Annotated in this window: 25 protein-coding genes and 1 pseudogene; 21 read left to right on the top strand and 5 right to left on the bottom strand. The window is 47.0% G+C overall.

Going from position 1 to position 25,517, the window contains the following annotated elements; genetic code table 11:
- Positions 1-4 precede the first annotated feature (4 nt).
- Both NDA03_RS13925 and NDA03_RS13920 read right to left on the bottom strand, forming a co-directional pair.
- Positions 5-979, bottom strand: coding sequence for a M48 family metallopeptidase (locus tag NDA03_RS13925; protein WP_190415030.1), 975 nt, complete (start codon positions 977-979; stop codon positions 5-7).
- 194 nt (positions 980-1,173) lie between these two features.
- Positions 1,174-1,509, bottom strand: a complete 336-nt coding sequence (locus NDA03_RS13920) for a (2Fe-2S) ferredoxin domain-containing protein (protein WP_242030661.1) — start codon at positions 1,507-1,509, stop codon at positions 1,174-1,176.
- A gap of 191 nt (positions 1,510-1,700) precedes the next feature.
- Between NDA03_RS13920 and arsM the strand changes: the two genes are divergently transcribed.
- The 9 genes from arsM (at position 1,701) to NDA03_RS13875 (ending at position 8,436) form a co-directional block, all read left to right on the top strand.
- Complete coding sequence (gene arsM, locus NDA03_RS13915) at positions 1,701-2,669, top strand: arsenosugar biosynthesis arsenite methyltransferase ArsM (protein ID WP_190414877.1); 969 nt, start codon at positions 1,701-1,703, stop codon at positions 2,667-2,669.
- A gap of 59 nt (positions 2,670-2,728) precedes the next feature.
- Complete coding sequence (locus tag NDA03_RS13910; RefSeq protein WP_190414878.1) at positions 2,729-3,052, top strand: metalloregulator ArsR/SmtB family transcription factor; 324 nt, start codon at positions 2,729-2,731, stop codon at positions 3,050-3,052.
- 87 nt (positions 3,053-3,139) lie between these two features.
- Positions 3,140-3,856: an MIP/aquaporin family protein gene (locus NDA03_RS13905; protein WP_242031449.1), complete on the top strand. Its 717-nt coding sequence runs from the start codon at positions 3,140-3,142 to the stop codon at positions 3,854-3,856.
- A gap of 13 nt (positions 3,857-3,869) precedes the next feature.
- The gene (arsC, locus tag NDA03_RS13900) at positions 3,870-4,283 is read left to right on the top strand and encodes an arsenate reductase, glutathione/glutaredoxin type (RefSeq protein ID WP_190414880.1); all 414 of its coding nucleotides are present in this window, start codon (positions 3,870-3,872) and stop codon (positions 4,281-4,283) included.
- 72 nt (positions 4,284-4,355) lie between these two features.
- Complete coding sequence (gene arsH / locus NDA03_RS13895) at positions 4,356-4,982, top strand: arsenical resistance protein ArsH (protein ID WP_348238308.1); 627 nt, start codon at positions 4,356-4,358, stop codon at positions 4,980-4,982.
- Positions 4,983-5,741: 759 nt separating this feature from the next.
- A complete protein-coding gene (gene arsS / locus NDA03_RS13890) occupies positions 5,742-6,743 on the top strand; it encodes an arsenosugar biosynthesis radical SAM (seleno)protein ArsS (protein ID WP_348238307.1) in 1,002 nt (333 codons plus the stop codon).
- A gap of 85 nt (positions 6,744-6,828) precedes the next feature.
- Positions 6,829-7,548: a TVP38/TMEM64 family protein gene (locus NDA03_RS13885; protein ID WP_348238306.1), complete on the top strand. Its 720-nt coding sequence runs from the start codon at positions 6,829-6,831 to the stop codon at positions 7,546-7,548.
- A gap of 20 nt (positions 7,549-7,568) precedes the next feature.
- Entirely contained in the window at positions 7,569-7,697 is a 129-nt protein-coding gene (locus NDA03_RS13880; protein WP_277878437.1) for a hypothetical protein, read from the top strand.
- Between the two features lie 121 nt (positions 7,698-7,818).
- Positions 7,819-8,436 (top strand): hypothetical protein, encoded by a 618-nt coding sequence (locus NDA03_RS13875; protein WP_190414884.1) that lies wholly within the window; start codon positions 7,819-7,821, stop codon positions 8,434-8,436.
- A gap of 128 nt (positions 8,437-8,564) precedes the next feature.
- Here the strand turns inward: NDA03_RS13875 and NDA03_RS13870 are convergent, their stop codons facing one another.
- Entirely contained in the window at positions 8,565-8,927 is a 363-nt protein-coding gene (locus NDA03_RS13870; protein WP_190414885.1) for a single-stranded DNA-binding protein, read from the bottom strand.
- Positions 8,928-9,224: 297 nt separating this feature from the next.
- Between NDA03_RS13870 and NDA03_RS13865 the strand changes: the two genes are divergently transcribed.
- The 3 genes from NDA03_RS13865 (at position 9,225) to mreD (ending at position 11,755) form a co-directional block, all read left to right on the top strand.
- Positions 9,225-10,232 (top strand): rod shape-determining protein, encoded by a 1,008-nt coding sequence (locus tag NDA03_RS13865; RefSeq protein WP_190414886.1) that lies wholly within the window; start codon positions 9,225-9,227, stop codon positions 10,230-10,232.
- Positions 10,233-10,357: 125 nt separating this feature from the next.
- A complete protein-coding gene (gene mreC / locus NDA03_RS13860; RefSeq protein ID WP_348238305.1) occupies positions 10,358-11,092 on the top strand; it encodes a rod shape-determining protein MreC in 735 nt (244 codons plus the stop codon).
- 111 nt (positions 11,093-11,203) lie between these two features.
- Positions 11,204-11,755: a rod shape-determining protein MreD gene (gene mreD, locus NDA03_RS13855; RefSeq protein WP_348238304.1), complete on the top strand. Its 552-nt coding sequence runs from the start codon at positions 11,204-11,206 to the stop codon at positions 11,753-11,755.
- 47 nt (positions 11,756-11,802) lie between these two features.
- Here the strand turns inward: mreD and NDA03_RS13850 are convergent, their stop codons facing one another.
- Positions 11,803-12,615, bottom strand: coding sequence for an HAD family hydrolase (locus tag NDA03_RS13850; RefSeq protein WP_190414889.1), 813 nt, complete (start codon positions 12,613-12,615; stop codon positions 11,803-11,805).
- A gap of 469 nt (positions 12,616-13,084) precedes the next feature.
- On the opposite strand from NDA03_RS13850, the gene ribD reads away from it, so the two are divergent.
- Entirely contained in the window at positions 13,085-14,161 is a 1,077-nt protein-coding gene (gene ribD, locus NDA03_RS13845) for a bifunctional diaminohydroxyphosphoribosylaminopyrimidine deaminase/5-amino-6-(5-phosphoribosylamino)uracil reductase RibD (RefSeq protein WP_347276184.1), read from the top strand.
- Between the two features lie 46 nt (positions 14,162-14,207).
- Positions 14,208-14,858: a hypothetical protein gene (locus NDA03_RS13840; RefSeq protein ID WP_242037156.1), complete on the top strand. Its 651-nt coding sequence runs from the start codon at positions 14,208-14,210 to the stop codon at positions 14,856-14,858.
- Between the two features lie 64 nt (positions 14,859-14,922).
- Here the strand turns inward: NDA03_RS13840 and NDA03_RS13835 are convergent, their stop codons facing one another.
- Positions 14,923-15,156: a hypothetical protein gene (locus NDA03_RS13835; RefSeq protein ID WP_190415034.1), complete on the bottom strand. Its 234-nt coding sequence runs from the start codon at positions 15,154-15,156 to the stop codon at positions 14,923-14,925.
- Between the two features lie 637 nt (positions 15,157-15,793).
- On the opposite strand from NDA03_RS13835, the gene NDA03_RS13830 reads away from it, so the two are divergent.
- The 7 genes and pseudogenes from NDA03_RS13830 to NDA03_RS13800 all read left to right on the top strand — a co-directional run.
- A complete protein-coding gene (locus tag NDA03_RS13830; protein WP_190414891.1) occupies positions 15,794-16,348 on the top strand; it encodes a Uma2 family endonuclease in 555 nt (184 codons plus the stop codon).
- 459 nt (positions 16,349-16,807) lie between these two features.
- Complete coding sequence (locus tag NDA03_RS13825; protein WP_348238303.1) at positions 16,808-18,673, top strand: transposase family protein; 1,866 nt, start codon at positions 16,808-16,810, stop codon at positions 18,671-18,673.
- Positions 18,674-18,675: 2 nt separating this feature from the next.
- Positions 18,676-19,530 (top strand): ATP-binding protein, encoded by an 855-nt coding sequence (locus tag NDA03_RS13820; RefSeq protein WP_348238302.1) that lies wholly within the window; start codon positions 18,676-18,678, stop codon positions 19,528-19,530.
- A 50-nt stretch (positions 19,531-19,580) separates the two neighbouring features.
- Positions 19,581-20,096: a hypothetical protein gene (locus NDA03_RS13815; protein WP_348238390.1), complete on the top strand. Its 516-nt coding sequence runs from the start codon at positions 19,581-19,583 to the stop codon at positions 20,094-20,096.
- Positions 20,097-20,254: 158 nt separating this feature from the next.
- On the top strand, positions 20,255-23,107 hold the full coding sequence (locus NDA03_RS13810; RefSeq protein ID WP_348238301.1) for an SNF2-related protein: 2,853 nt from the start codon (positions 20,255-20,257) through the stop codon (positions 23,105-23,107).
- Entirely contained in the window at positions 23,108-24,946 is a 1,839-nt protein-coding gene (locus NDA03_RS13805; protein ID WP_348238300.1) for an AIPR family protein, read from the top strand.
- Positions 24,939-25,391 (top strand): annotated as a pseudogene (locus NDA03_RS13800) (site-specific DNA-methyltransferase); the annotation flags it as partial. The gene NDA03_RS13805 and the pseudogene NDA03_RS13800, both read left to right, overlap by 8 nt.
- Positions 25,392-25,517 lie beyond the last annotated feature (126 nt).

Raw genomic sequence — 25,517 nt, 5'->3', positions numbered from 1 at the left:
ACCGCTAAGGATCTTCGGATTCAGACCGGAGACGGTTAATTTGTTCTTGCAATTCCTCAATTTGACGCTGTAGCGCATCCACCTCATTAACGGCTGTTTCTGATGGGACATTCACCGCGCCCTGTACAGGGGAACGTTGGTAATTGCCCCGGCGAATCTGACGATATTCCTCTGAGTTTGCCCACTCCTGCAAATGGTGAAGGCGATCGACCGTAAAGGGATGGGTCGTAAACCAACCTTGAGTAAAGTTATTGTAAAGTAAGAACTTGTAGACTTGATTCAACCCGTCTTCGTCCAATTCCTGATATTTTTGCGATTGACGAATAAATTCATCTAAATTTACTTCATTGGCATAACGGGCGCTGCCACCAGCAAATTTCATCATTAAGTGCATCACCGGATTCAGGTCGTCTGTCACCAGGAAAGCGGCTCGATCTGCTGATAATTCGGCTTTACGGCTCCATTCAATAAATGCCAAAACCAAGCCGGTACTGACCAAAGTGCTGAAGCCAAAGGTCGCGTTCCCGATAAAATTGACAGCTTGCAAAGCCCAAACCGCCATCTGACGTAAGGTCGTGTGACCGCATTTAATATGTCCTAATTCATGTGCAATGACTGCCCGAAGTTCCGCTTCGTTGAGCAGGTCTAAAAGTCCAGAGTTCAGGATCACATAAGGGCGTTCTTGTCCGAGGGCGCTGGCATTAACCCAAGGCGCTTGGGAAACGAAAAGCGTTGGTTCTGGGTAAACGTCCAGATCGCGCAAGCATTCCCGGAAAATGCCATAGATGCTAGCATACTGACGCGGCCCGACCTGAATGCTATTGCCCATGTGGTAGACAAACTGGGGACGCTCAGAGGCAAATTCCACAAATTTACGGGCAACCATATCAAATCCAGGCACGCTGCGTAAGGCTTGCTCGGCTTGTCGGTCGAGGGGATGTCTAAAAGCTTCACTGGAAATTCCGGTATAAGTAGGCATATTGATGAGCCTTATACAGCGTTCTACTGAACTATTAAAGCCTAGAAATACAACGAGCGGCTTTTGATCTACATCACAGGGATGCGCGATCGCCGTGTCGTTAAACTGCCACAAAAACTGCTTGATTTAAGCAAGTAACCAACCTACATCTGAGAAAACTTGACACGGCGGCAGTTATGGGAGTGAAAATCACTTCAAAAACTGATTCTCATGTGAATTCTGGGATTCAGCTTTGCTTCTATTGGTTCCCCTTTTTGTAAATGTTGTTCAACGATCGTCTGGACATCGCTGGGTTGAACTCGGCAGTACCAAGTTTCTTCCGGGACAATTCGCACTGTAGGACCACAGCTGCACTGTCCCTGGCAACCGCTCCCCGTCACCATGACTCCAGGAATATCAGCACTCTCAAAAGCGGCAAGTACCTCTGCGCTTCCATTTACCAAACAGGAACGGTACTGGCAAACGATGACGCAACGCCGATCTTGCTCCAAACACTTTTCTTGCGAACCAGTTTCCACTTTTGAGTCCAGCACAGTATAAATTCCTATGGCTCTATGTTAACTTCGCCTTAGCAGACCAGGGAAAAAGTTGGTAGCGCTGGGGAGAGTCCTTTTTCAGGCAATGCTCATTTATTAGGGATTTGATAGCCTTATAGATTGGAATCAGAGTATTTTTAGCAATTTGCTAAAAAGTCGCAACGCCAATCTAGGAGAATATTTGAGTGAGCTATCTCGAAACTGCTGCTGAGTTTTATAGTGAAGTAGCGCAGACGCCACAAGTCGGACTTTGTTGTGTCCAAAGCAGTCCCCTGCAACTGCCAGGACTAAAAATTTCGCCTCAGATGCAGGAGATGAACTACGGTTGCGGTACTACCGTCCATGCCGCTGAACTCGCTAATGACCCGACGGTGCTATATGTCGGCGTTGGCGGTGGTTTGGAAGCGCTGCAATTTGCTTATTTTTCTCGCCGTCCGGGTGGGGTGATTGCCGTCGATCCAGTGGCGGCGATGCGCGAGGCAGCGACTCGGAACTTAGCGATCGCTGCCCAAGAAAATTCCTGGTTTGACCCCAGTTTTGTGGAGATTCGGGAAGGGGATGCCTTCTCCCTGCCGGTGCCAGACGCCTCTGTAGATGTGGTGGCGCAGAATTGTCTATTTAATATCTTTGAACCCGCTGACCTGCATCGGGCGCTTCAAGAAGCCTTCCGGGTGTTAAAACCAGGGGGTCGTCTACTGATGAGCGACCCGATTGCCACTCGTCCCATCCCACCCCATCTGCGGCAGGATGAACGGTTACGGGCAATGTGTCTGTCAGGTGCTTTAACTTACGAGCAATATACTCAGCATCTTATTGATGCTGGATTTGGGCAGATAGAAATTCGAGCGCGGCGTCCTTACCGACTGCTGGATTGCGCTAGCTACGGGTTGCAGGAACCATTGCTATTAGAAAGTTTGGATTCTGTTTCTTTTAAAGTGGCAATTCCTGAAGATGGTGCTTGTATTTTTACTGGCAAAACGGCGATTTACACCGGCACCGAAGAGTTTTTTGATGACTCGAACGGGCATATCCTTCCACGGGGTTTACCAGCCGCGGTGTGCGATAAGACAGCAGGAAAGCTTGGTGCATTGATGCCAAAAGACATCCTGATTACTGATTCAACCTGGTACTATACGGGCGGCGGTTGCTGTTAAGTGACGAATTTGCTGGGTGCTTGGATAGGATAGCTGAAGAGATTCTTCAATAAAACTTGATGGCTAAACTACCTGCGATCGCACCTCCTTCCGTTTCTTCTGGCTTTCATGCCCTGTCTGACCCCCTACGGATTCAAGTGTTAGAGCTGCTCCGCGAACAAGAGCGCTGCGTCTGCGAACTCTGCGAACAGTTGGGGGTCACTCAGTCTAAACTTTCCTTTCACCTAAAAACTCTCAAAGAAGCCGCTTTAGTTTGCTCCCGACAAGAAGGACGCTGGATTTACTACAGCCTCAATCTGCCTCAATTTGTTGTTTTGGAGCAGTATTTGGCAGAGTACAGTCGCTTCAGCCCGCTCTTATCAGCGCTTCCCTGTAAAGACTAGGCTTGACACATCAATTTTTTTTGAAATATGCTTAATGCATCAATTTTTTTTGAAATATAAGTTGCAGAAAATTCTTTGGTGCTGGGGATGGTCGTGAAATCAGTGTCGCGGATGGCGCGTTGTAACTCAGTTTTCCAATCGTGCAAGCAACAAGCGATCGCTGAGGGAGTGGGTACATTCATCCTGGTGTTTGCCGGTACGGGTGCCGTGATGGTAAACCAAATTAGCGATGGTGCGGTGACTCATCTCGGCATCAGCTTTGTGTTTGGCGCAGTCGTCGCCGCTTTAATTTACGCCTTGGGACACATTAGCGGCGCTCACTTTAACCCCGCGGTCACGCTGGCTTTCTGGACAAGCGGCTTTTTTCCGAAACGCCAAGTATTGCCCTACATCTTGGCGCAGTCCTTGGGGGCAATTGCCGCCTCAGCTTTACTCTGGATGGCTTTAGGGCGCGTTGGCAATCTGGGTGCAACTGTGCCGCTAGAAGGGAATTGGCTGCAATCTCTGGTGCTGGAAACGGTTCTCACGTTTATTTTAATGTTTGTGATTTTTGGTTCTGGTCTCGATCGCCGCGCCCCGATTGGCTTTGCGGGGTTAGCGATTGGCTTGACGGTAGGGTTAGAGGCAGCTTTTATGGGGCCAATTACCGGAGCGAGTATGAATCCAGTGCGATCGCTCGGCCCCGCTTTAGTGGGCGGCATTTGGCAGCACCACTGGGTTTATTGGGTTGCACCCATCTTAGGGGCGCAATTAGCCGTGTTGATTTACAGCCAACTTTCCAACGGATTTCGGGACATTAAGTAAGGGAGAAAACCTGATGAAACGAGTGATGTTTGTTTGCAAGAAAAATTCTGCCCGTTCCCAAATGGCAGAAGGCTTTGCAAAAACACTGGGTAAGGGAGAAATTGAAGTGATTAGCTCTGGATTAGAAGCCTCTCAGGTTAGACCGGAAGCGATCGCTACCATGAAAGAAATCGGCATTGACATTACCAATCAACACTCGAAACCCCTTAGCGACTTCAAGGCTGAAGACTTTGATGTGGTAATTTCCCTGTGCGGTTGTGGAGTTAATCTGCCGACAGATTGGGTACTTCGGGAAGTATTTGAAGATTGGCAGCTTGACGATCCGGCTGAACAGCCTGAAATTTTCCCCAGAGTGCGCGATCAGATAAAAGAACGGGTGACTAAACTCATAGAATCGCTAAAGGAAGAAGCGACACCTGTTGGATAAGGTTTCAATGACAAACCAAACACCGATAGAGCAACCAATTCAGCAGGTTCTTGAGCAAAAGTTATCCTTCTCATGACAACTTTCGAGCATCCACCCAGAATTTTATTCTTGTATGGCTCTTTAAGAGAGCGTTCTTATAGCCGTTTATTAGCAGAAGAAGCCGCCAGAATCATCGAAGGTTTTGGTGCAGAAACCAAATTCTTTGACCCGCGTGAATTGCCGATTCACGGTAGCGTAGAGGTTGACCATCCGAAGGTTCAAGAATTGCGGAATTTAAGCTTGTGGTCTGAGGGTCAAGTTTGGTCTAGTCCAGAGATGCACGGGAATATTACCGGCATTCTGAAAAACCAAATCGACTGGATTCCTCTAACTTTAGGGGCAGTAAGACCGACTCAAGGTAGAACTTTGGCAGTCATGCAGGTCAGCGGTGGTTCTCAGTCGTTTAATGCCGTCAATACTATGCGAATCTTGGGACGCTGGATGCGGATGTTTACCATCCCCAATCAGTCTTCCGTTGCTAAAGCGTACAACGAGTTTAACGAAGACGGAACGATGAAGGATTCCGCATATCGCGATCGCGTTATCGACGTAATGGAAGAACTTTACAAATTTACGCTACTACTCCGAGATCAAGTAGACTACCTGACGGATCGCTACAGCGAACGCAAGGAAAAAGCAGCGACTCAGCCGAGGTTATAACGACACCTCGCTTTTTAAAAACCTACCCTTGAAAGACCCCAGCCCAGCCCCGTGACCGGGGCTGGGTTCAATATTCCCCTCCCGTGGAGGTCGAGGCGTTGGGGGTGGGTTACGAGTGTGTACATTGCACTAAGCGTGAGAACCGCTATATACCACTTCTAAGATTGTTCTCAACTGATACTCAGCTTGCCAAGATTTAATAATATCTAAGCTTAATCCCTGACCCCTGTAATTTTAGTCACACGAGAGTATGCAGGTTACATCCCTCTATCTTTTGGGCAAGTTCGGCAACAGCCGACGCATCTTGCCGAGGGTCAATGTACTGAGCTACAGCCAATGATTAGGATAGGACGATGAGTTATCAGAGTATCGCTGTATTTCAGAAAAAATCAGAACAAAAAAATCCTGGCACTTATGCTAGCATCTACTGCGACAGCAGCAGTGCTTAAAGTTGTACTTAAAAATTTAATACCATAAAACAGTGTTTTTGTCACTTCTTTTTAGGAGATTAGCGGCAATTAGACTTGCTCAATCCAACATTGAGTTGTCTGCGTACTAATTTATTAGAAGGTTCTCCATAAAATGTCTGCTGGCGTTACGGCAACTAATTTTCTGCGTGCCGCTTATGCCTTCTCCGGGTTCTACAAGATATTCATCAAGATGAGGCAAACAATCGTTTAGGCAGGGAATTTTTACTGCTGACATTGTTATGACCAACCTGACCTTCGATAACCATGTTTCCCTGTTTAGGACTACCCCATGATTAATCTCGAATCAACTCGTTCAAACGTAACACCTTTTAAAGAAAAAATTGGTGCCCCTTTAACTAAAAGTAAAATTAGCGTTTTACAAATCAATTTGGGGAAGCGCTGCAACCTTGCCTGTACTCACTGTCATGTAGAAGCAGGACCAAAACGAACTGAAGAATTAACCCCAGAAGTTTGTAATCAGCTGATTGAACTAATCTATAGATTTCCCCAAATCAAGATTGTTGACTTGACAGGGGGTGCCCCGGAAATGAACTATGGTTTTAAACCGCTGGTAGAGGCGGCACGGGATGCAGGTAAACAAGTGATTGTGCGGTCTAACCTCACCATTTATTTTGAAAAAGGGTTTGAGACTCTTCCAGAATACTGTGCCAAACACCAAACGAGAATTGTTGCTTCCTTGCCATGCTATTTGGAAGACAATGTTGATAAAATGCGCGGTTCTGGGGTCTATAACGACTCAATTCAGGCACTGCAATGTTTGAACCAGCAAGGTTATGGTCTTGACCCTAACTTAATCCTCGATCTGGTATACAACCCTCCAGTTCCAGCTACAGAAAACTTTTCTTTAACCCCCAATCAGGTAAATTTGGAACAAGATTACAAGGCTTATCTAAAAGAGCATTTCAACATTGTTTTTAACAGCTTGTTCACGATTACAAATTTACCAATTGGGCGAACAAAGTTTCATTTAGAGGACAGAAAATTAATCAGGCCTTATTTACACTTCCTAGAGTCAAATTTCAATGGCAGCACCCTTGAATATTTAATGTGTCGGGATGAACTTTCAATTGACTATCTGGGAAATGTCTATGATTGCGACTTTAACCAGATGGAAAATTTACCGGCGAAAACCCGCAATGGTGAAAAACTGACAGTTGCCAAGATATTGGAAGCTGGCAGCTTAGACATTATTGAAGAAATACAAACTGCATCTTACTGCTATGGTTGCACGGCTGGATGTGGTTCTAGCTGTGGGGGTGCCCTGATTTGAAACTAGCAAAAAAAGTAGGATTCTCCCTCTTCTCAGTCAAGGCAAAGTTTGTTCGCAAAATAAAATTTTGCCTGGATTTTATCGGATGAGAAATAAGACCAACCAAAGTGCTTCCCCGATGCCGAAACGTTACAGCCAGTGGGTCAGAACGCTCAAAAGTCCCCCCTTGTGGATAGCGATCGCACTCTCGATCTGCATCCTGCTCTGTATCTTTAGCCCATTGAAACTTTTGTTGGATAAATCTTTCCTGGTTAGTCACTTGGAAAGATTCGGTAGCTGGGCAGTCTGCCTGTTTATCCTGGTCTTTGCCCTGTCCAGCGCCATCGGCATCCCTGGAATTATGTTTCCTGTTGCGGCTGGTGCGGTTTTTGGTTTCGTCTGGGGAAGCCTTTGGTCGGTCATCGGCGCAACGCTGGGGGCAATTGGCGCATTTTTGGCGTCTCGCTACCTGCTGCGCGACTGGGCGGAACGCCGATTTGGTCAACATCAAGCGTTGATGCGGTTCAATCAAGCCGTGACCCGTCAGCCTCTGGCTTTTGTGCTGGCGATCCGCTTTGCGCCAATCTCCCCCTTCACGGTGGTTAATTTCTTGTTGGGACTCACGCCTATCAGCTGGGTACCTTATTCAGTTGGCACGTTTATCGGAATTATTCCAGGGACGCTGGCTTACGCTTGGGTGGGAGTTACGGGTGAGCAAGCTTTGCAGGGAGGCGATCGCTTGCCCTTGCTACTAGCGCTCAGTTTTTTAACTCTCCTGTGTGTATTGCCTATTTTGGCTCGTAAAAAGACGCAACCCATTAACTGACGAATAAATTCAACCAATTTTTGGTTTTATTTCCCTTAATTTTTGTTTTCACCGGCTGTGCCGGATACTCGCAGTCCGCTGATGCCAAGAACGAAGCGATCGCAGCGCCACTGCTGCCGGACGCTGCACGGCAACTGATTCCGTTATGAGATCAACTGATAACTTCTTCCACAACTTGGGAAAATTGCTTAGCTGGGAACCTAATTAGCTCCAATCAGTTCTGAAGAGTTAACAAGATTACGTAAATAGCAATAGGGAAGAGACAAACCGATGAAACGGGCAATTTCTGGCGCTTTATTAACTATTTTGAGCTTTAGCCTTCCAGCAATGGCTGCCACTACAGAGAAATTCCAGGTCAAAGGGCAAAACGCTTCCGCCTCTTTTTACCAATCTGACGACTGTAGCTCAAGCGGTGTCAGTGTTTGGGCTGCCGATAACGTCAGCCGTAGCGCACCAGGAGCACCGACTTCGGAGAAGGGAGCCAACGTCTCTTATTGGAACTCGAATTGGTGTACCGGCAAGTATTCCTATGGTTACGGTTACGCTCCAAATGTCACCTTCACCGCCAATAACCAGCTCAGCTCAGCTAGTTTGAAAGGCACCTTCAAAGTTGACGAATATTCGTCAGAGAATCCCGACTCAACGACTGCCAAAACGGTTGACGTAGCGCTAAATTGGACGGGAACAGGCGAGACATTCCGGGGTCACAGCAGTTCTCACTATCAGTGGATGGGCGGTATGTCGCACTCTCGCTATGTTGGCTCTTATCGGACTGCGGACGTATCGGGTAGCGTCACGATGGACGGCAAAAACCTGATTACGAATATCCCTGGTTTTGGCGATCTGAACTCGTCTAGCAGCGGCTCGGTGCAAATCACCAAGAGGTAGACTGTCGTTAAAGATTTGGACGTTAAAGATTTGGGGATTCTTCGTCTTTCCCGCCCAAATACAATCATTAGCCATCAGTTCTCTGGGGACTGATGGCTTGTCGTTAACAGCTAAAAATTAGCAACGAATTAAAATTCGGTGTCGTTATAGCCATTTACTGCACTGGGGTCTGTATCCTGTTTAGAACCGAGTAAATCTAGGCGATCCACCTTAATAACAGGTTTAGATCGGTTAGATGCCTTATTATCGCTCCAAGTCTCTATTTTCAAGGAGCCTTGTACCCCTATCAAACTGCCCTTTCTCACATAGTTCGCAGCGACTTCCGCTGTCTTCCCCCACAGTTCCAGGTTAAACCAGTCAGGCTGGTCGCTATTGCGAGTTCGACGATCTACTGCCAGCGTCAGATTGCACTTAATCTTACCTGACTCGAAATACTTGACATCAGGCTCTGTACCCACACGACCTACCAAGTTCACAACATTCAGGCTCATAAAATTGATTAGTACAAATGTACTGAACTACAGTGAATATACTTTAACGAATTTAGATAGTAGGCTCAAGTCAACTTTATCCTGATTTGCTCTTCAACTACCAGAATGATGCTTGGAAATGGCCTTGAGGCGTTTTCACTGGATAAATTCGTCTACCTGACTAGACTCTGGATAGAAAACGTAATAGAATCCACCTCGGTTCCATTTCCGTTAGAATTCCATCTCACACAACAGCATTTCATTTTGGGGGCGTAGAAACGAGTGGGTCTTTTCAGTCGCTTTTCCTTATCCCGGGACATGGGTATCGACCTGGGCACTGCTAACACCCTGGTTTATGTGTCCGGCAAAGGTATTGTTCTCCAAGAACCCTCTGTGGTTGCTATGGATATGGACACAAAAACCCCGCTAGCCGTGGGCGAAGATGCCAAAAAAATGTTGGGAAGAACTCCCGGCAATGTGGTGGCCCTGCGCCCCCTGCGCGATGGTGTCATTGCAGATTTCGATGTCGCTGAGCTAATGCTTAAGCATTTTATTCAGCGAGTACATGAGGGAAGAGCCTTAGTTTCACCTCGTGTTGTCATTGGCATTCCTTCGGGTGTCACTGGCGTAGAACGACGAGCCGTTATGGAAGCAGCATCTCAGGCAGGTGCCAGGGATGTGTACTTGATAGATGAGCCGGTCGCTGCTGCCATTGGCGCTGGACTACCAGTGGCTGAGCCTACGGGCAACATGATCATTGATATTGGTGGCGGCACCACAGAAGTTGCCGTGCTTTCTTTACAAGGAACGGTTTTAAGTGAATCGGTGCGCGTGGCTGGGGATGAGCTTTCGGAAGCCATCATGCAGTACATGAAAAAAGTCCATAACTTGGTGATTGGGGAACGCACGTCTGAAGAAATCAAGATTCAGATTGGTTCTGCCTACCCCACCAGTTTTGATGAAGAAGCCATCATGGAAGTGCGAGGCTTGCACCTGCTCTCTGGCTTGCCGCGCACTGTCACCATCAAGGGACCGGAAATTCGGGAAAGTATGTCTGAACCGCTTTCAGTAATTGTGGATGCGGTGAAGCGAACCTTAGAGCGCACGCCTCCCGAACTCGCAGCCGATATTATCGACCGGGGCATCATGCTGGCTGGCGGCGGTGCTTTGTTAAAGGGGCTGGACACGCTCATCAGCCACGAAACTGGCATTGTCACCCACGTAGCGGCAGATCCGCTCTCGTGCGTGGTGCTGGGAACCGGGCGGGTGTTGGAGAATTTCAAACAGCTAGAGCGGGTGTTCAGCGGGCGATCGCGCCAGATGTAGCAGTCATTAGTCGTTAGTCATTAGTCATTAGTCATCGGCAGTAGACGATGAACTAAAGGCTAAGGCTAGAGACTAGGGACAAGGACTAAAAACTAAAGGACTCAAGACGAATCGCTGATACCTAAATGTTTACACTGCGTCGCTGGTGGGTTCGGCACGGAATACAAGTTATATTGGCTGGGCTAACGATTGGAAGTGCGTGGGCGATTCGGGAGACTCAGGGAGCTGCTCTTTATGAGACTTACCAGTTGCTCACCCGTCCTTTTCAAGTGGAACCCACGTCACAAGAGCGCATCGAGAATGCCCGCGTTCTGGAACTACAGGAGCGGTTAGTTGAACTCGAAAGCCAAAATCAGAAGTTACAAGAGCTATTGGGCTACGTTAAACAGAAAAAACAGCCAGGGATAGTCGCTCCGATTGTGGGACGTAGCGCCGATCATTGGTGGCAACAGATAACCCTCGGTCGAGGAAGTCAAGACGGTATCAAAGCAGATTTCGTCGTGATGGGTACGGGTGGCTTGGTCGGTCGCGTAACCAACGTGACTCCCCATAGCAGCCGGGTCTTACTGGTCAGCGATCCCAGCAGCCGGGTAGGGGTGGCAATTAGCCGCAGCCGTTATATGGGCTATCTTCGAGGACAAGGTTCTAACCGAGCGGTGATGCAGTTTTTTGATAAAGTTCCTGATGTCCGTCGGGGCGATGTCGTGGCAACATCATCTGTCAGTAAACTTTTTCCGTCAGGGTTGCCGATAGGGCGAATAGAATCTGTAAATTTGGACAAAACTCCAGCTCCTGAAGCTGTGATTGAGTTGACAGCACCGATGAGTTCCTTGGAATGGGTGGTTGTGTACCCGAAATGAGGAATGAGCGGTTAGCTGTCATTAGGAAATAGCAATAGTAAATAGTGATTAGTCATTAACCACAGACGATGGACTAAGGACTAATCACGGATGACCCATGACCCATGACCCATGATCAATGTATCTGACTTGTCACCTTGGCCTCGTCAAATGCTTAACTGGGCAGTAACCATTGGTTCTGTCCTGTTGTGCTTATTGGTCTTGCCGATGCGCCTACCGGGAATGGAATTGTTGGGAATTGGCCCCAACTGGTTGTTAATTTGGGTGGTTGCTTGGAGTTTGAAGCGAACCGTCTTGCAGGGTGCGATCGCCGGGTTGGTGTTGGGACTGATCCAAGATGGGATGACATCCCCCGATCCCAGTCATACCCTGAGCTTAGCATTGGTAGGAATTTTGACCGCTCGGATTCAAAAGCAGCGGTATATTGAGGAAGATTTTATTTCGGTGGCGTTAATTGTTTTTGGGATGGCGGTTGTGGGGGAGACGGTGAGTGCCCTTCAGTTCACGCTCCAGGGCGATCGCGATCTGGGAGCAATTTGGACATATCACCAGCGCATTGCCCTCTCCAGTGCCATCCTGAGCAGCCTTTGGGCACCCGTTGTTTACTATCCTCTAAATCGCTGGTGGCAGCAGATGAACCTGTTAGGGCAGTCTTCTAAGTAGTTTCTAGCCAATCGTCAATACTCAGTCTTCTGAGTATTGAATGAGGACTATTGACGATTGACCAATGAGTGATGACTCACTCCCAGCAGGTAATGAGCAACAGAAAGTAAATCGCTATGAATGCGGGTTGGTTGGAACTGTCGCAACCTTTGGGGGCTACGAATGCCACAAGTCAGCGCGATGGTGGGAATCGAAAGCGCTTGTCCTGCTAAAATGTCTGCTTCCGTATCCCCGACCATCCAACAATCATCGGCAGTTTGCCAAGGCGAACAATGTTCTGCGATCGCTGTGGTGAGAAGTTGCGTTTTCACTTCAGCGTAGTTTTGATAGGCGGCATGGCTGTCTTGAGTCCCGTAAATGCCACTAAACAAACGAGCCAAACCGTGATTCTGCAAGATTTGCAGAGCTTGGGATTGACATCGTAATGTCACTAACACCAGCTTGATGCCCTGAGAATGTAGCAATGCAAGCGCCCAGTTCACTCCTGGCTGCATTTTGTCTTTCTGTAACAGCGCTGGTTGATTGACGATGCTGACGACACGCTGCAAAAATACATTAATTTGCTCACCCTGTAAGCCCGATCGCATTGCAATTTCCACATCTGGGACACGATCTTGCTTCATTTGCCAGAACTGCTCTTTAGTCAATACCTGAAGATGCAGGATTTCTCCTTGCTCCTGATATATCTCCTGAGTATCAGCGAGTCCTAGCTGATAGGTACTGTAATAGCGGTGGGAAACGTCCACAAGTGGGCCGTCAAAGTCGCAAAACACGGTCAGTTTTTGTAAATGAGGGGCAGCGGCTTGACCCCGGTAGGGCTGAGGTGGTTGCAAATCTGAGGCGGCGGGGCAGCAGTTCATAGGACGTTACGAATCCGAACTTTTTGATACGTTTATTTACATTAACAGGTGCAACATAAGTTGTCATGGGATTTAGCCATCAAAATATATTAGACCTATTTATAGGGATATGTAGCGATCGCCTAACTATAGGGGTGAAAATCAATATAACTTTTGAAGGCGGGTAATCGCAAACTTAGTGATTGGTTCCCCGACAGATGAATTCCTCAAAGTGAAGCACCATGAAACGGTGCTTATCGGCTCATACGATCTCCTAATATTCCGCTCTTCACAGGTAAACACGCGATCCTCTTTTTTTTGCAGGGATAATCCACCTAGCATCCCTCCCTAAGCCTGCTGCTGCTAAAGTAGGCTGGCTATTACACTCAGGTGTAGCCAGGACAGCAGCAAACTCATGGACAACTTTTCCGCAAACACCCAATCGGATGCACCCCAACAGGAGTCCCCTTTTACCTCCTTCGACCGCGCGATGATGCAGCGGTGTATAGAACTAGCCCGTCGCGCCTTAGGACAAACCGCGCCCAATCCCCTAGTGGGTTCTGTCATTGTCCAGGATGGGCAGATTGTGGGGGAAGGGTTTCATCCCGGTGCCGGTCATCCCCATGCAGAAGTCTTTGCGCTGCGAGACGCCGGTGAACGAGCCAAAGGAGCCACAATTTATGTCAATCTGGAACCTTGTAACCACTACGGACGGACGCCTCCCTGTTCGGAAGCGTTGGTAGCCGCAGGGGTGAGCAAGGTGGTGGTGGGCATGGTAGACCCCGATCCGCGCGTGTCGGGAGGCGGGATTGAGCGGTTACGAGCAGCAGGAATCGAAGTTGTGGTGGGCGTGGAAGAAGACGCCTGTCGGCAGCTGAATGAGGCTTTTATCCATCGCATTCTCTACCGGCGTCCGTTCGGCATTTTAAAATACGCCATGACTTTGGATGGCAAAATTGCTACAACGACCGGACACAGCGCCTGGATCACCAGCCCTGATGCCCGCAATGAGGTACATCGAATGCGGGTGGCGTGTGATGCGGTGATCGTGGGCGGCAATACGGTGCGTCTGGATAATCCCCACTTGACCAGCCATCAGACAGAGGCACACAATCCCTTGCGCGTAGTCATGAGTCGCACGCTGGATTTGCCCGTAGAGGCTCATGTGTGGGAGACAGCGGAGGCTCCCACTTTAGTGTTAACAGAGGTGGGAGCTAATCCGGATTTTCAGCAGATGCTGCTGAAAAAGGGTGTGATGGTAGTGGAGCTGACTCCACTGACACCGACGAAGGCAATGGCGTACTTATATGAGCGTGGATTATCGGGCGTGCTGTGGGAATGTGGCGGCACGTTAGCAGCAAGTGCGATCGCAGAAGGGACAGTGCATAAAATTCTGGCCTTCATTGCTCCCAAAATTGTCGGCGGCAGGTTGGCTCCTTCTCCTGTTGGGGATTTGGGGTTTGCAAGCATGACAGATGCACTCACTCTAGAGCGCGTCCGTTGGCGAGCTGTCGGCTCAGATTGCCTGGTTGAAGGTTATTTACCCTTAGCAGTCAGTAGTCAGTAGTCAGTGGTTATTGGTCATTCGTGAATGGCGAATAGCTAATTGTCAATTGCCATTCGCCATTCACAAAGCTGATAGCTATCAAAATATGGTCGAAGTGATTGTATGGAGCCTGTTGGTTGGAAGTTTTGGTCTGGAGGCAGTCATGGTAAGCGGATGGATGCGCTGGCAGCAGGTGAGTGCAGGTCAGCAATATGAGGAAGAGGAAGAAACTTTGACTCGTTATGAATCTAAACAAGACCTGGCACCCGCAGAGCTGCCTTCTAATGGTTCCTCTGCCCAGACGTTCAAAGATCCGCGACTGATGGGCTGGGAATTTAAAATTGTGCGAGCTAAAGGCGATTTATTTCGCAATCCAACGGTTTTTCAAAAGCTGTGTGAAGAAGAGGCACAATCCGGCTGGATTTTATTAGAAAAAATGGATGACCGGCGGGTGCGGTTCAAGCGACCGACTGCCATGAGGGACATGATTCCATCAGAATCTCTCGCTTATGACCCCTATCGCAGCCATTACGGGCCTGTCTTGACGCGGCGTACCTGGGCGGCAGCGATCGCTGCTGTGATAGCGATAAGTTTACCGGCTTATTTGGGCTATGCCCTCGTGTCGGCAACGCTTGCGAATTCTTCACAAGTTAATACACCTGCCGCACCCCCACCAGAGCCGCAGTCTTTCCCAAAGCGTCCCTTGGCACCCAGGTAGCTTTTGGCTTCTAACAATTGGCACTTTAGAAAGTAGAGACGCGATGTACATCGCGTCTCTACTTTTAATGGGTTTCTTGCCAGACAGACTGACGCTCTTGAGCGAGATCCCGGATCAGGGATAGCTTTGAGTGCAGATAGTCAGTCATAATATTTGTTTCGTCGGAATTGAGCGATCTCTGTTGTTTCAGTTGCTTCAGCAGCCACTGTACTAGGCTGGCATCGTCTAGCTTCAATAACATATTGGCCTGAGTAGTTTCAATTAAAGCCCAAAGCTGACGCAGCATTGTGGGAGTCATAAAACCTCCTATAAGCGGATAGCTGTTCTGAGTGCCGAATTGGCTGGGAACGGGTGTTATGTGGGTGGTGGGAGCAGATGGGTACGGCACACGGCCTCTTATTTAATTATTCCTTTAGTTTTCCACGATAACTTATCTGGTAATACCAAAATCGCGATCGCACAAGTTGCAACAAGAGTTACCAAATACTTAACAAAGCGAACAATAACTTGACAGGGACTAAGGCGGAAAGTTAAAACTGGTTCCGGATTAACGATGGAAGGGAGCCGCTCAAGGCTTGTAGAGACCTCTGAAACCCCATCCCAACCCTCGTGAAAAAATTTAGGCTCAATAGGCGTTTCAGGAAAATTGAGCCAAGAAAGAGGCTAAAAGACTCAGGCTGCAAGTGTTGTAAGCGGAAATCAATCAATTGAGTCGTTAGTTTTGGGTGACAAAGGCGCAAGTAAAGAGCGAGTCGTTACCGTCAGATTGAGCAAGATAAGCCGTTTTATGAGTCGCCATAGGTGACGATCGATGCAAAGGTTACTGAAGTTAGAACAGGTCATGGCGGAGGAAGTGCGAGAATTCAAGAAACTATTACAGGCACGATCCCTCCTAACCCGCTGAGAAGCGGAATGGCGATCTACTGAGTGAGAAGATGAGTATAGTCACGCAGCCCTTAACTCTGGAGGAGTTCTTAAAACTCCCAGAAACTAAACCCGCATCTGAGTTTATTGACGGAGAGGTTATTCAAAAACCCATGCCTCAAGGTGAGCATAGCCGATTGCAGTTTAAATTTTGCGCGGTTGTTAACGAAGTCGCCGAACCGCAGAAAATTGCGATTGCATTCCCAGAACTACGCTGTACGTTTGGGGGAGACTCGATTGTTCCAGATGTTGTGGTGTTTCGGTGGGAAAGAATTCCGCTTCGTCCTTCTGGAAGGATTGCCAATCACTTCGAGATTTATCCCGATTGGTCAATTGAAATCTTATCCCCCGATCAGAGTCAAACGAAAGTATTAGGGAAATTGCTCCATTGCTCCCAGCATGGTACAGAGTTAGGGTGGTTAATCGATCCAGAAGAGGAGAGTATTTTAGTTGTGTTTCCGGAGCAGCGAGTACAATTGCTAAGGGGAACGGCTGAGTTACCTATTCTTAGTGGGATTGGGTTAAAACTGACGGTTGAGCAGGTTTTTAGTTGGTTAACGCTCTAAGACGGATAAGGATTTGCCTGTAAGCGATCGCAGATACTAAGGTGACAGGCGATGTGCAATTTATCAATCTGCAATTAAACCATCGAACTGTAGAGCTTCCTACAGCTAAGAAGACCGAAATCTCCATATAGCTACTCATTCTTAGTAGACTTTTAGTAGACTTTAGATTAATTACCTTGCTGATGTACATTCGCAAATTAAATGTCGCGATTTGCAGATTGCTTCCATAGAGGCTTTAAACCATTGAAAGCATTCACTGCATAGCTTTCAAGGTTTCCAATTTCAAGAGCGACAACTTTGTCGATTTCGCAGATTCCATGTCGCAAATTTGGATTCGCAAATAAATTGTCGCTTCTTTTGCTTTGGTGGCATCGCAAATTGAGTGTCGCATTGTCTTGCTATTCTTCAAAAGTAATGGTACATTTGTTCTTTCATTCAGCATAGATGCTCTTCTCCTCAATGCTAGACGACTCATCTGAGCTTACGGAAGAATTGACACAAGATTTAGACACTCTCTGCCTCAGTGAGACTAATTTTGAAGTCGATCTCTCACAAATTCTTCTAGAAACTGCTGATAAACACAAATTAAAATTTAATCTCATTCAATGGCTTGCCGAGTCTCCGAATCGGACGATTAAGTCTCAGAGGAAGCAGGCGATCGCAAAAACTCTAGATGTATCTACTCGGCAGGTAGAGCGCCTCCTCAAGCAATACATCAAAGATGAGCTACCAGAGACAACAGGAGTGCAGCGAGCGGATAAGGGGAAGCATCGCATCAGTGAATATTGGCAAGAATTTGTGAAGGCAACTTATGAGAAAAGTCTTAAGGATAAACACCCCCTATCTCCAGCAGAAGTCGTTCGTGAAGTCAAGCGACACGCCATCGTCGATCTTGGGCTTGAAGAGGGTGACTATCCTCATCCAGCTACTATTTATCGATTTTTGCAACCGTTGATCGAGCATCAAAACCGGAAAAAGCGCGTTCGCAATCCGGGTTCAGGCTCTTGGCTGGCAGTTGAGACAAGAAGTGGGCAACTCTTAAAAGCAGAGTTTAGCAACCAAATTGTCCAATGCGACCACACAAAGCTGGATATACGAATTGTTGATGGCGATGGTGTGTTATTACCTGAGCGACCCTGGATAACTACTGTCGTAGACACCTTCTCAAGCTGTGTTATCGGTTATCACTTATGGAGAAAACAACCAGGTTCTGATGAAGTAGCTCTGGCTTTAAGACATGCCATGTTACTCAAGAATTATCCCTCCGAATATGGGCTTGAAAAACCCTGGCAAGTATCTGGACCTCCACTCCAATATTTTTTCACGGACGGTGGAAAGGATTTTCGCTCAAAGCACCTAAAAGCGATTGGCAAGAAGCTAGGTTTCCAGTGCGAACTACGCGATCGCCCTCCTCAAGGCGGAATTGTCGAACGAGTTTTCAAAACCATCAATACTCAGGTTCTTAAGGGACTCCCCGGTTACACAGGTTCAAATGTTCAGGAGCGCCCGGAGCAGGCAGAAAGGGAAGCCTGTTTGACCATTCACGATTTGGATAAAATCCTAGCTCAGTTCTTCTGCGATGACTATAACCACAACCCATATCCCAAAGACCCTAGGGATACGAGGTTTGAGCGATGGTTTAAAGGAACGGGTGGAAAATTGCCTGAACTGCCAGACGAGCGAGAACTCGATGTTTGTCTAATGAAAGAGACTCAACGAGTGGTTCAAGCTCATGGCTCTGTCCAATTTGAGAATCTGACCTATCGCGGAGAATCGCTCAGGCAACATGGCGGTAAATACGTCACAATCCGATACGATCCTGACCATATCCTGACGTTGTTTGTCTACAGCCAGGAAACGGATGACAATCTGGGAGATTTTCTGGGATATGCTCATGCCATAAACCTGGATACTCAGGATTTGAGTTTGGATGAGCTGAAAAGGCTCAATAAAGAGCGAAGCAAAGCTCGTAAGGAACATTCAAACTATGATGCTCTTTTGGCGCTAGGGAAACGGAACAAACTAGCTGAGGAACGCAAACAGGATAAGAAGGACAGGCAACGATCGGAACAGAAACAGTTACGGCAAGCCTCTAAGAAAGACTCAAAGGTCGTCAACTTACGTCAGCGTAGGGCTTCAACCTCTTCCAAGAAAAATGAGCCGCTTGAGGTTCTGCAAGAACGGATTTCCAGGGAACAAATAAAGCTTCAACAACCCGAACCACAACCTGAAGAAACTTTACCCTCTACATCTGATGCTCAAGAGCAGGACAGGCATCGGCTGGTAATTTCTAATCGTAAAAGCAAATTGAAAGGGATTTGCTGACTATGGCGCGATCGCAACTTGTAACTCAAACACCTGTTGAAGTTCTGCCTCCTAGGTTAGATTTGACCGCCCAACTTGCCAAGGTGGCTGAAATAGAGGAGTTATTCAGAACAGCTTTTATCCCGACCGATCGTGCTTCAGACTACGTGAGATGGTTAGATGAACTGCGGTTCCTTAAACAATGTGGGCGTGTTATTGGGCCGAGGGATGTTGGCAAAAGCCGTGCATCAATCCACTATCGACAAGAAGATCGCAAACGAGTTTCTTATGTGAGAGCGTGGTCAGAATCGAGTTCCAAACGATTATTTACGCAAATCCTCAAAGACATTAATCATGCAGCCGCAAACGGTAAGCGGGAAGATTTGCGTCCTAGATTGGCAGGTAGCCTTGAACTATTTGGCATTGAACTTGTTATCGTTGACAATGCCGAAAATCTTCAACGGGAAGCCCTGCTCGATCTGAAGCAACTTTTTGATGAGTCTGGGGTTCCTATTATTTTAGTTGGAGGACAAGAACTAGACAGCAAATTGCATAGCTTCGATTTACTGAGTTGTTTTCCAACACTGTTCGCCTTTGAACGACTGAACTACGAAGACTTTAGAAAAACCTTACAAACTATTGAGCTTGATGTCCTTGCCCTACCGGAAGCATCTCGTTTAACGGAAGGAACGATGTTTGAAATTCTATCGCTCAGTACAGAAGCTCGTATAGGAGTGTTAATCAAAATTTTGACCAAGGCAGTTTTACACTCGCTCAAAAAGGGTTTTCTCAAGGTTGATGAAGGAATTTTGGGGAAAATTGCCAATCACTATGGTATGAAATATGTTCCCCTTCAACCAAGAAATGACAGTGAGTGATTACTCTGTTGCTATCTAGCAGTCCTGAAATTTTATTTGACAAAACTCGAATGCAGGAAGTAGATGATAACTTACCAAGATTAGGCTATGTTGAACCTTATGAAGGCGAGAGCATTAGTCATTATTTAGGACGCTTGCGGCGGTTCAAGGCTAACAGTCTTCCTTCCGCCTATTCATTGGGAAAACTAACCGAGCTTGGTGGAACTTTGGGAAGATGGGAAAAACTATATTTCAACCCGTTTCCCTCCCATAAAGAATTGGAGGCATTGGGAAAGGTAATTCGAGTGGATGCAACCAGACTCGCCGAAATGCTGCCGCCCAAAGGTGTAACGAGCAAACCAAAACCCATTCTGTTGTGTGCAGCTTGTTATGGGGAGAAGCCCTATCATCGGCTTGAGTGGCAGTTTAAGGAGCGATGGGGGTGCGATCGCCATCAGTTGCGTTTGTTAGCGAAATGCACTAACTGCGAGACACCGTTCCCGGTTCCTGCGTTGTGGGTACAGGGTGAATGTCCGCATTGTTTTCTGCCGTTTGCTAGGATGGCGAAACGACAAAAGGCTAGGTGATATGGGGGATCACCATTTATCTGAAGTAATAAAATACTACTTCCAAGGCTGATTTTTGTATAAAAAAGGACTCCTACTCAAAGTGTTTCGCAGTCTTGAAAAAGAGGCTAGCAGTATTAAATTTGAGTGCGCTAAAACATAATCTCTATAAGTCGCTCATGAACCTGACGGACTATCATGCTAAATATTTTGCCTATGAGCTAACGAAGCGCTGTTCTTCAGATAGCTTAGAGAAACTTACCGGAGCTTTTGCCGGAGCACAGGTAGATCTGAATCCTCATCAGGTAGATGCAGCCCTTTTCGCGTTCAACTCACCTTTGTCAAAGGGAGCGTTACTCGCGGACGAGGTAGGATTGGGGAAAACGATCGAAGCTGGGCTTGTAATCTCACAAAAATGGGCTGAACGTAAACGTCACATTCTAATCATCACGCCCTCAAACTTACGAAAGCAGTGGCATCAAGAATTATCTGAAAAGTTTTTCTTGCCTTGCCAGATTTTGGAAACAAAATCTTATAACGCAGCAGTAAAAAGAGGAAACCCTCACCCTTTTGGCTTAAGCAACACCGTTGTTATTTGTTCTTACCAGTTCGCCCGCAACAAAGCAACCGATGTTACGAATACTTTATGGGATCTTGTGGTAATAGATGAGGCACACCGCTTGCGTAATGTCTATAAGCCCTCCAACGTCATTTCAAACACATTGAAGCAAGCGTTGAAGAATAGGCATAAGCTTTTATTAACAGCGACACCATTACAAAATTCGCTGCTAGAGCTATTTGGCTTAGTGAGTTTTATTGATGAACTGGCTTTTGGCGATCTCAAAAGCTTTCGAGAACAGTTCTCTAATTTGAATCAGCCTCAAGTTTTCAATACACTCAAGGAGCGTCTTCAACCACTTTGCCATCGGACTCTACGGCGGCAAGTTACAGCTTACATTCCCTTTACCAAACGCCACCCACTGCTAGAGGAATTTACTCCTGAGGAAAGTGAAGATCGTCTCTATAATCTAGTTTCGGAATATCTGTGCCGCGAGAACCTGCAAGCACTCCCGGTGAGTCAACGCTCTTTGATGACGCTGGTATTACGCAAGTTGTTAGCGTCTTCAACCTTTGCGATCGCTGGTGCGCTTACTTCGATCTCAAATCGGCTGAAGACTAAGCTTCGTAAACAAGAACCGACGCAGTCGCTTGTGGAAGAACTAGATGATGATTATGAAGCCCTAGCGGAAACGGCTGAGGAGTGGGTAGAAGATGAGCAATCAATACTCTCAAAATCTAATCGCACTATTTTAGAGCGCGAGATCAGGGAGCTTGATGAATTTACTCAACTCGCTACTTCGATTGAACATAACGCCAAAGGCAAGGCGTTGCTAAAGGCTTTAGATGTTGCTTTTGCTAAAGCTACTGAATATGGTGGCGCTCAAAAGGCAATTATTTTCACGGAGTCTCGTCGAACTCAAAGTTATTTGCTTCGTTTATTGTCTGATAGCCCTTGGCGCGATGGCATTGTACTTTTCAATGGCTCCAATACCGATGAGCAATCAAAAGCAATTTATGCTGCTTGGCTAGAACGGCATCAAGGGACTGACCGAATAACGGGTTCCAAGTCCGCTGATATGCGGTCTGCTCTTGTCGATTATTTTCGTGAGCAGGGACGCATTATGATTGCGACTGAGGCAGGCTCAGAAGGAATTAACCTTCAGTTCTGTTCTCTAGTTATCAATTATGACTTGCCTTGGAACCCGCAGCGCATTGAGCAGCGCATTGGACGTTGTCACCGATATGGTCAGAAGCACGATGTAGTCGTGGTCAACTTTCTGAATCCAAAGAATGATGCCGATCGCCGCGTTTTTGAACTACTCTCCGAAAAATTTCAGCTTTTTGATGGGGTATTTGGTACAAGTGACGAGGTTTTAGGGGCAATCGAATCAGGAGTAGATTTTGAAAAACGGATTGCTGAAATTTATCAAAACTGCCGCAAGCCTGACGAAATCAAAGAAGCATTTGATCAACTTCAGCTTCAGCTTAGCCTCGAAATTAATGAAGCGATGACTCAAACCCGTCGCAAGCTTCTAGAAAACTTTGATGATGAGGTGCGCGAAAAGCTTAGAATCCGAGCGAAAGACTCCCAGGAAGCCCTGAAGCGATTTGATCGGCTTCTAATGTGGTTGACTCGGCACGAGCTAGAGCAACAAGCTGAATTTTTAAACGATTCTTCTTTTCGTCTGCTGACGTCTTCCTTTTTAGAAAAAGAAGGTGAAATTCCTCTTGGGCTGTATGAGCTTCCGCGTCGTTCAGGTGACGCACATACGTATCGCCTGAGTCATCCCCTAGCTGAAACTATAATTGAGCGAGCGAAAAGCCGCGATCTACCCTCATCTGAGATTCATTTTGATTATGCTGCCCATGAAGGGAAAGTGAGTATTTTGCAGCCATTACTTGAGAAGAGTGGGTTTCTAGCGCTATCTCTCTTTACTATCGAAGCACTTGACCAAGCTGAAGATTATTTAATCTTTGCGGCTATCACAGATGAGGGACAACCACTAGACGAGGAACTTGCGCTCCGTCTTATGTTGTTACCAGGATCGGTGACAGGCAGGCTAGCGAATATTTTTCACCCGTTTCTTGAATCGTTTACCCAACAGCGCCAGTTAGAAATTCAGCGCAGTATCTCTGAACGAAATGCTCGGTTTTTTGAGGTTGAAGCTGACAAGTTAGATAGTTGGGCAGATGACCTCAAAGTAGTGTTGGAGAGAGACCTAAAGGAGATTGATCGACAAATCAAAGAGGCGAAGCGGGCTGCAACTGCGGCGCTGTCGCTTGAAGAAAAACTTGCTGGGCAAAAACATATTAAGACTTTAGAAGCGCAGCGTAACCAAAAGCGTCGCTCGCTTTTCGATGCCCAGGACGAGGTAGATCGTCAGCGAGAACAACTCATCGCACAGATTGAGGGAAAGCTAACTCAGAAGGTTGACCTCCAACGTCTATTTACAATTCAATGGAGCCTGTAGATGCCTGTCGAAACCCCTCTCGAAATTCTTCATTTGCCTAGTTGCTTGCGTAATTTGTTCACAGGCAAGGTGGCGGAAGCAATTTCAGGAAATCACGATGAACGTGAGAAAAACTTCCTTTCACGATCTTTGGCTGCCTATGCCATTCATAAGTTAGCAGGATGTTCTGTTGAGGAAGGGGCGGGAGCGTTAGTTGATGGTGGCGGTGATGGCGGAATCGATGCAGTTTTCTATGCACCGGCAACTCAGATTCTTTGGGTAGCTCAGTCAAAGTTTATTTCTACCGGACGTGGAGAACCAGATTTAGGAGATGTCACTAAGTTCAAAACAGGACTAGAAAATCTACTCCAAGGTAATTTTGAGGTCTTCCATAAAAATAAGGCATGGCGAAAATTGATTCCCAGTCTCGAAGCTCACTTTAAAAATGGCTCAATTCAGGTTCGCTCAATTCTTGTCTATTTAGGCATTAATGTGGTGTCTGAAGATCGCCGCTGGTTGTTTGAGGGTTTAAAACAACGCTTCTCTCCAGACTCGGACTATCTAGAATTTTGCGTTTGTAATCTTACGACTGTCTATGACTGGCTAATTGGAGCAGATCAAGGACTGGGAGTTCCGAAGGTGGAATTGACACTACTCAGACCAGGCTGGGTGCAGCAACCCTATGAAACAGCCTTTGGACTTCTACCCTTAAAAGACCTCGCTGATTTATATGCTCAGCACGGCAAGCAACTTGTGGTTGCAAATATTCGAGCTTATAAGGGCAGCACGGATGTCAATGACCAAATTACGGCAACTATTAAAGAGGAGCCAGAACATTTCTTTTATCTGAACAATGGGTTGACTGCCTATTGTGAACGACTTGAAGTACATAACTTCGATCGAGCTAAGGCTGAATCGAAGCGTATCACTGCTTATGGCTTGTCTATTGTAAATGGAGCGCAAACGCTTGGCTCGGTGGCTAAGTTCTTCAGGAATTCGCCCAATCCGATTCTAGATGGTTGTGTTTTCTTGAAGATCATTTCTCTAGAGCGCTGTGAGGACGATCGCCAGTTTGCTGAACGCATTACTCGCAGCACAAATTTTCAAAATCAAATTAGGTTGCGAGACTTTGTTGCCCTAGACGAGCAGCAGGAAACAATTTCCAATCAACTCAAGTTATCTGGGATCATCTATCACTACAAAGATGATGTTGAGACTCCTACGCCAGATGAAAGTAATTTTACACTTGAGGAAGCAACAACAGCAGCAGCCTGCTTGGTTCAGATGAAAGACTGCGATTTTTGTGCTCGGATTTTAGCAAACCGTCGATCGCTCTGGTCGATGGAAGAAGTTTATCCTGCTGAAGAATTGCTTCGCTCTCACTACTCTCGTGTCTTTCGTCCAGATCGTTCAGCACGAACCGTTTGGCGGGCAGTGCAGACGCAGCGATTAGTGGTTGAGTCTATGCAGTCCAATGCTAGAGCATCCTCAGGCGTGCGGAAAACCTTCTTTGAAAATGCACGTTGGATTGTACTTAATGTCATTTTTCTCAGGCTACATCCAGAACAAGGAGATAGCTTAATATTGACGACTGAGGAGATCGCTGCCGTTTCTCGCCAAGCGGTAGAGGTTGCCGAGGCACTTTGGGAGGTTTGTGTGGCTCAAGGATATGTGACTCGAAAAACGATCGCAGGTGGAACAGAGCAGTTTGAGCAAGCCCGACCCTTCCGGTCTGTGTTTAGCACCGCTCCAGATTGTCAAGTCCTCCGTAACAGTTTGTTGGCAAGGTTAGACCAACCAGCCAACCCATCTGCAATAGACGCATCTACTCAGCCCCCATCGTCTAATTCCCGTGACTAAGAAACAGAAACTCGAACTAACCTGGATTGGCAAAGAGAACCGCCCCAAGCTGGAGCCGCGTATTTTGCTGGCAGATCCAGAAAAGTCCTACCACGCCAAGCAGCGGGTAACTGATTACGATATTTTTGACAATCAACTAATTTTTGGCGACAACCTGCTGGCGCTAAAAGCGCTAGAGGCTGAGTTTACGGGCAAAGTGAAGTGTGTATTTATCGACCCGCCCTATAACACAGGCAGTGCATTTGAGCATTATGACGATGGACTGGAGCATTCGATCTGGTTGTCGATGATGAGAGATCGGCTAGAAATTATCCGACGGCTGATGGCTGAGGATGGATCATTGTGGATCACGATCGATGATAACGAAGCACATTATTTAAAAGTTATGGGTGATGAAGTGTTCGGACGAGAAAGTTTCGTCACCTCTTTTATTTGGAAAAAAGTTGACAGTCCTAATGATACAGCAGATTGCAAGTTCATGAAGTACAGTAGCAGCAGTTTGTGAACCAGTTGCGTAGGTGTTTTGGATTGACTAAATCAAGTGCAGTAGCAAGCAAAGTATCAACCATTT

The sequence above is a fragment of the Trichocoleus sp. Lan genome (assembly GCF_039961855.1).
Taxonomy (GTDB): Bacteria; Cyanobacteriota; Cyanobacteriia; order Cyanobacteriales; family FACHB-T130; genus FACHB-T130.
Note: the sequence above shows the minus strand (reverse complement) of the source record. Positions and strands in the feature narration are given on the sequence as shown.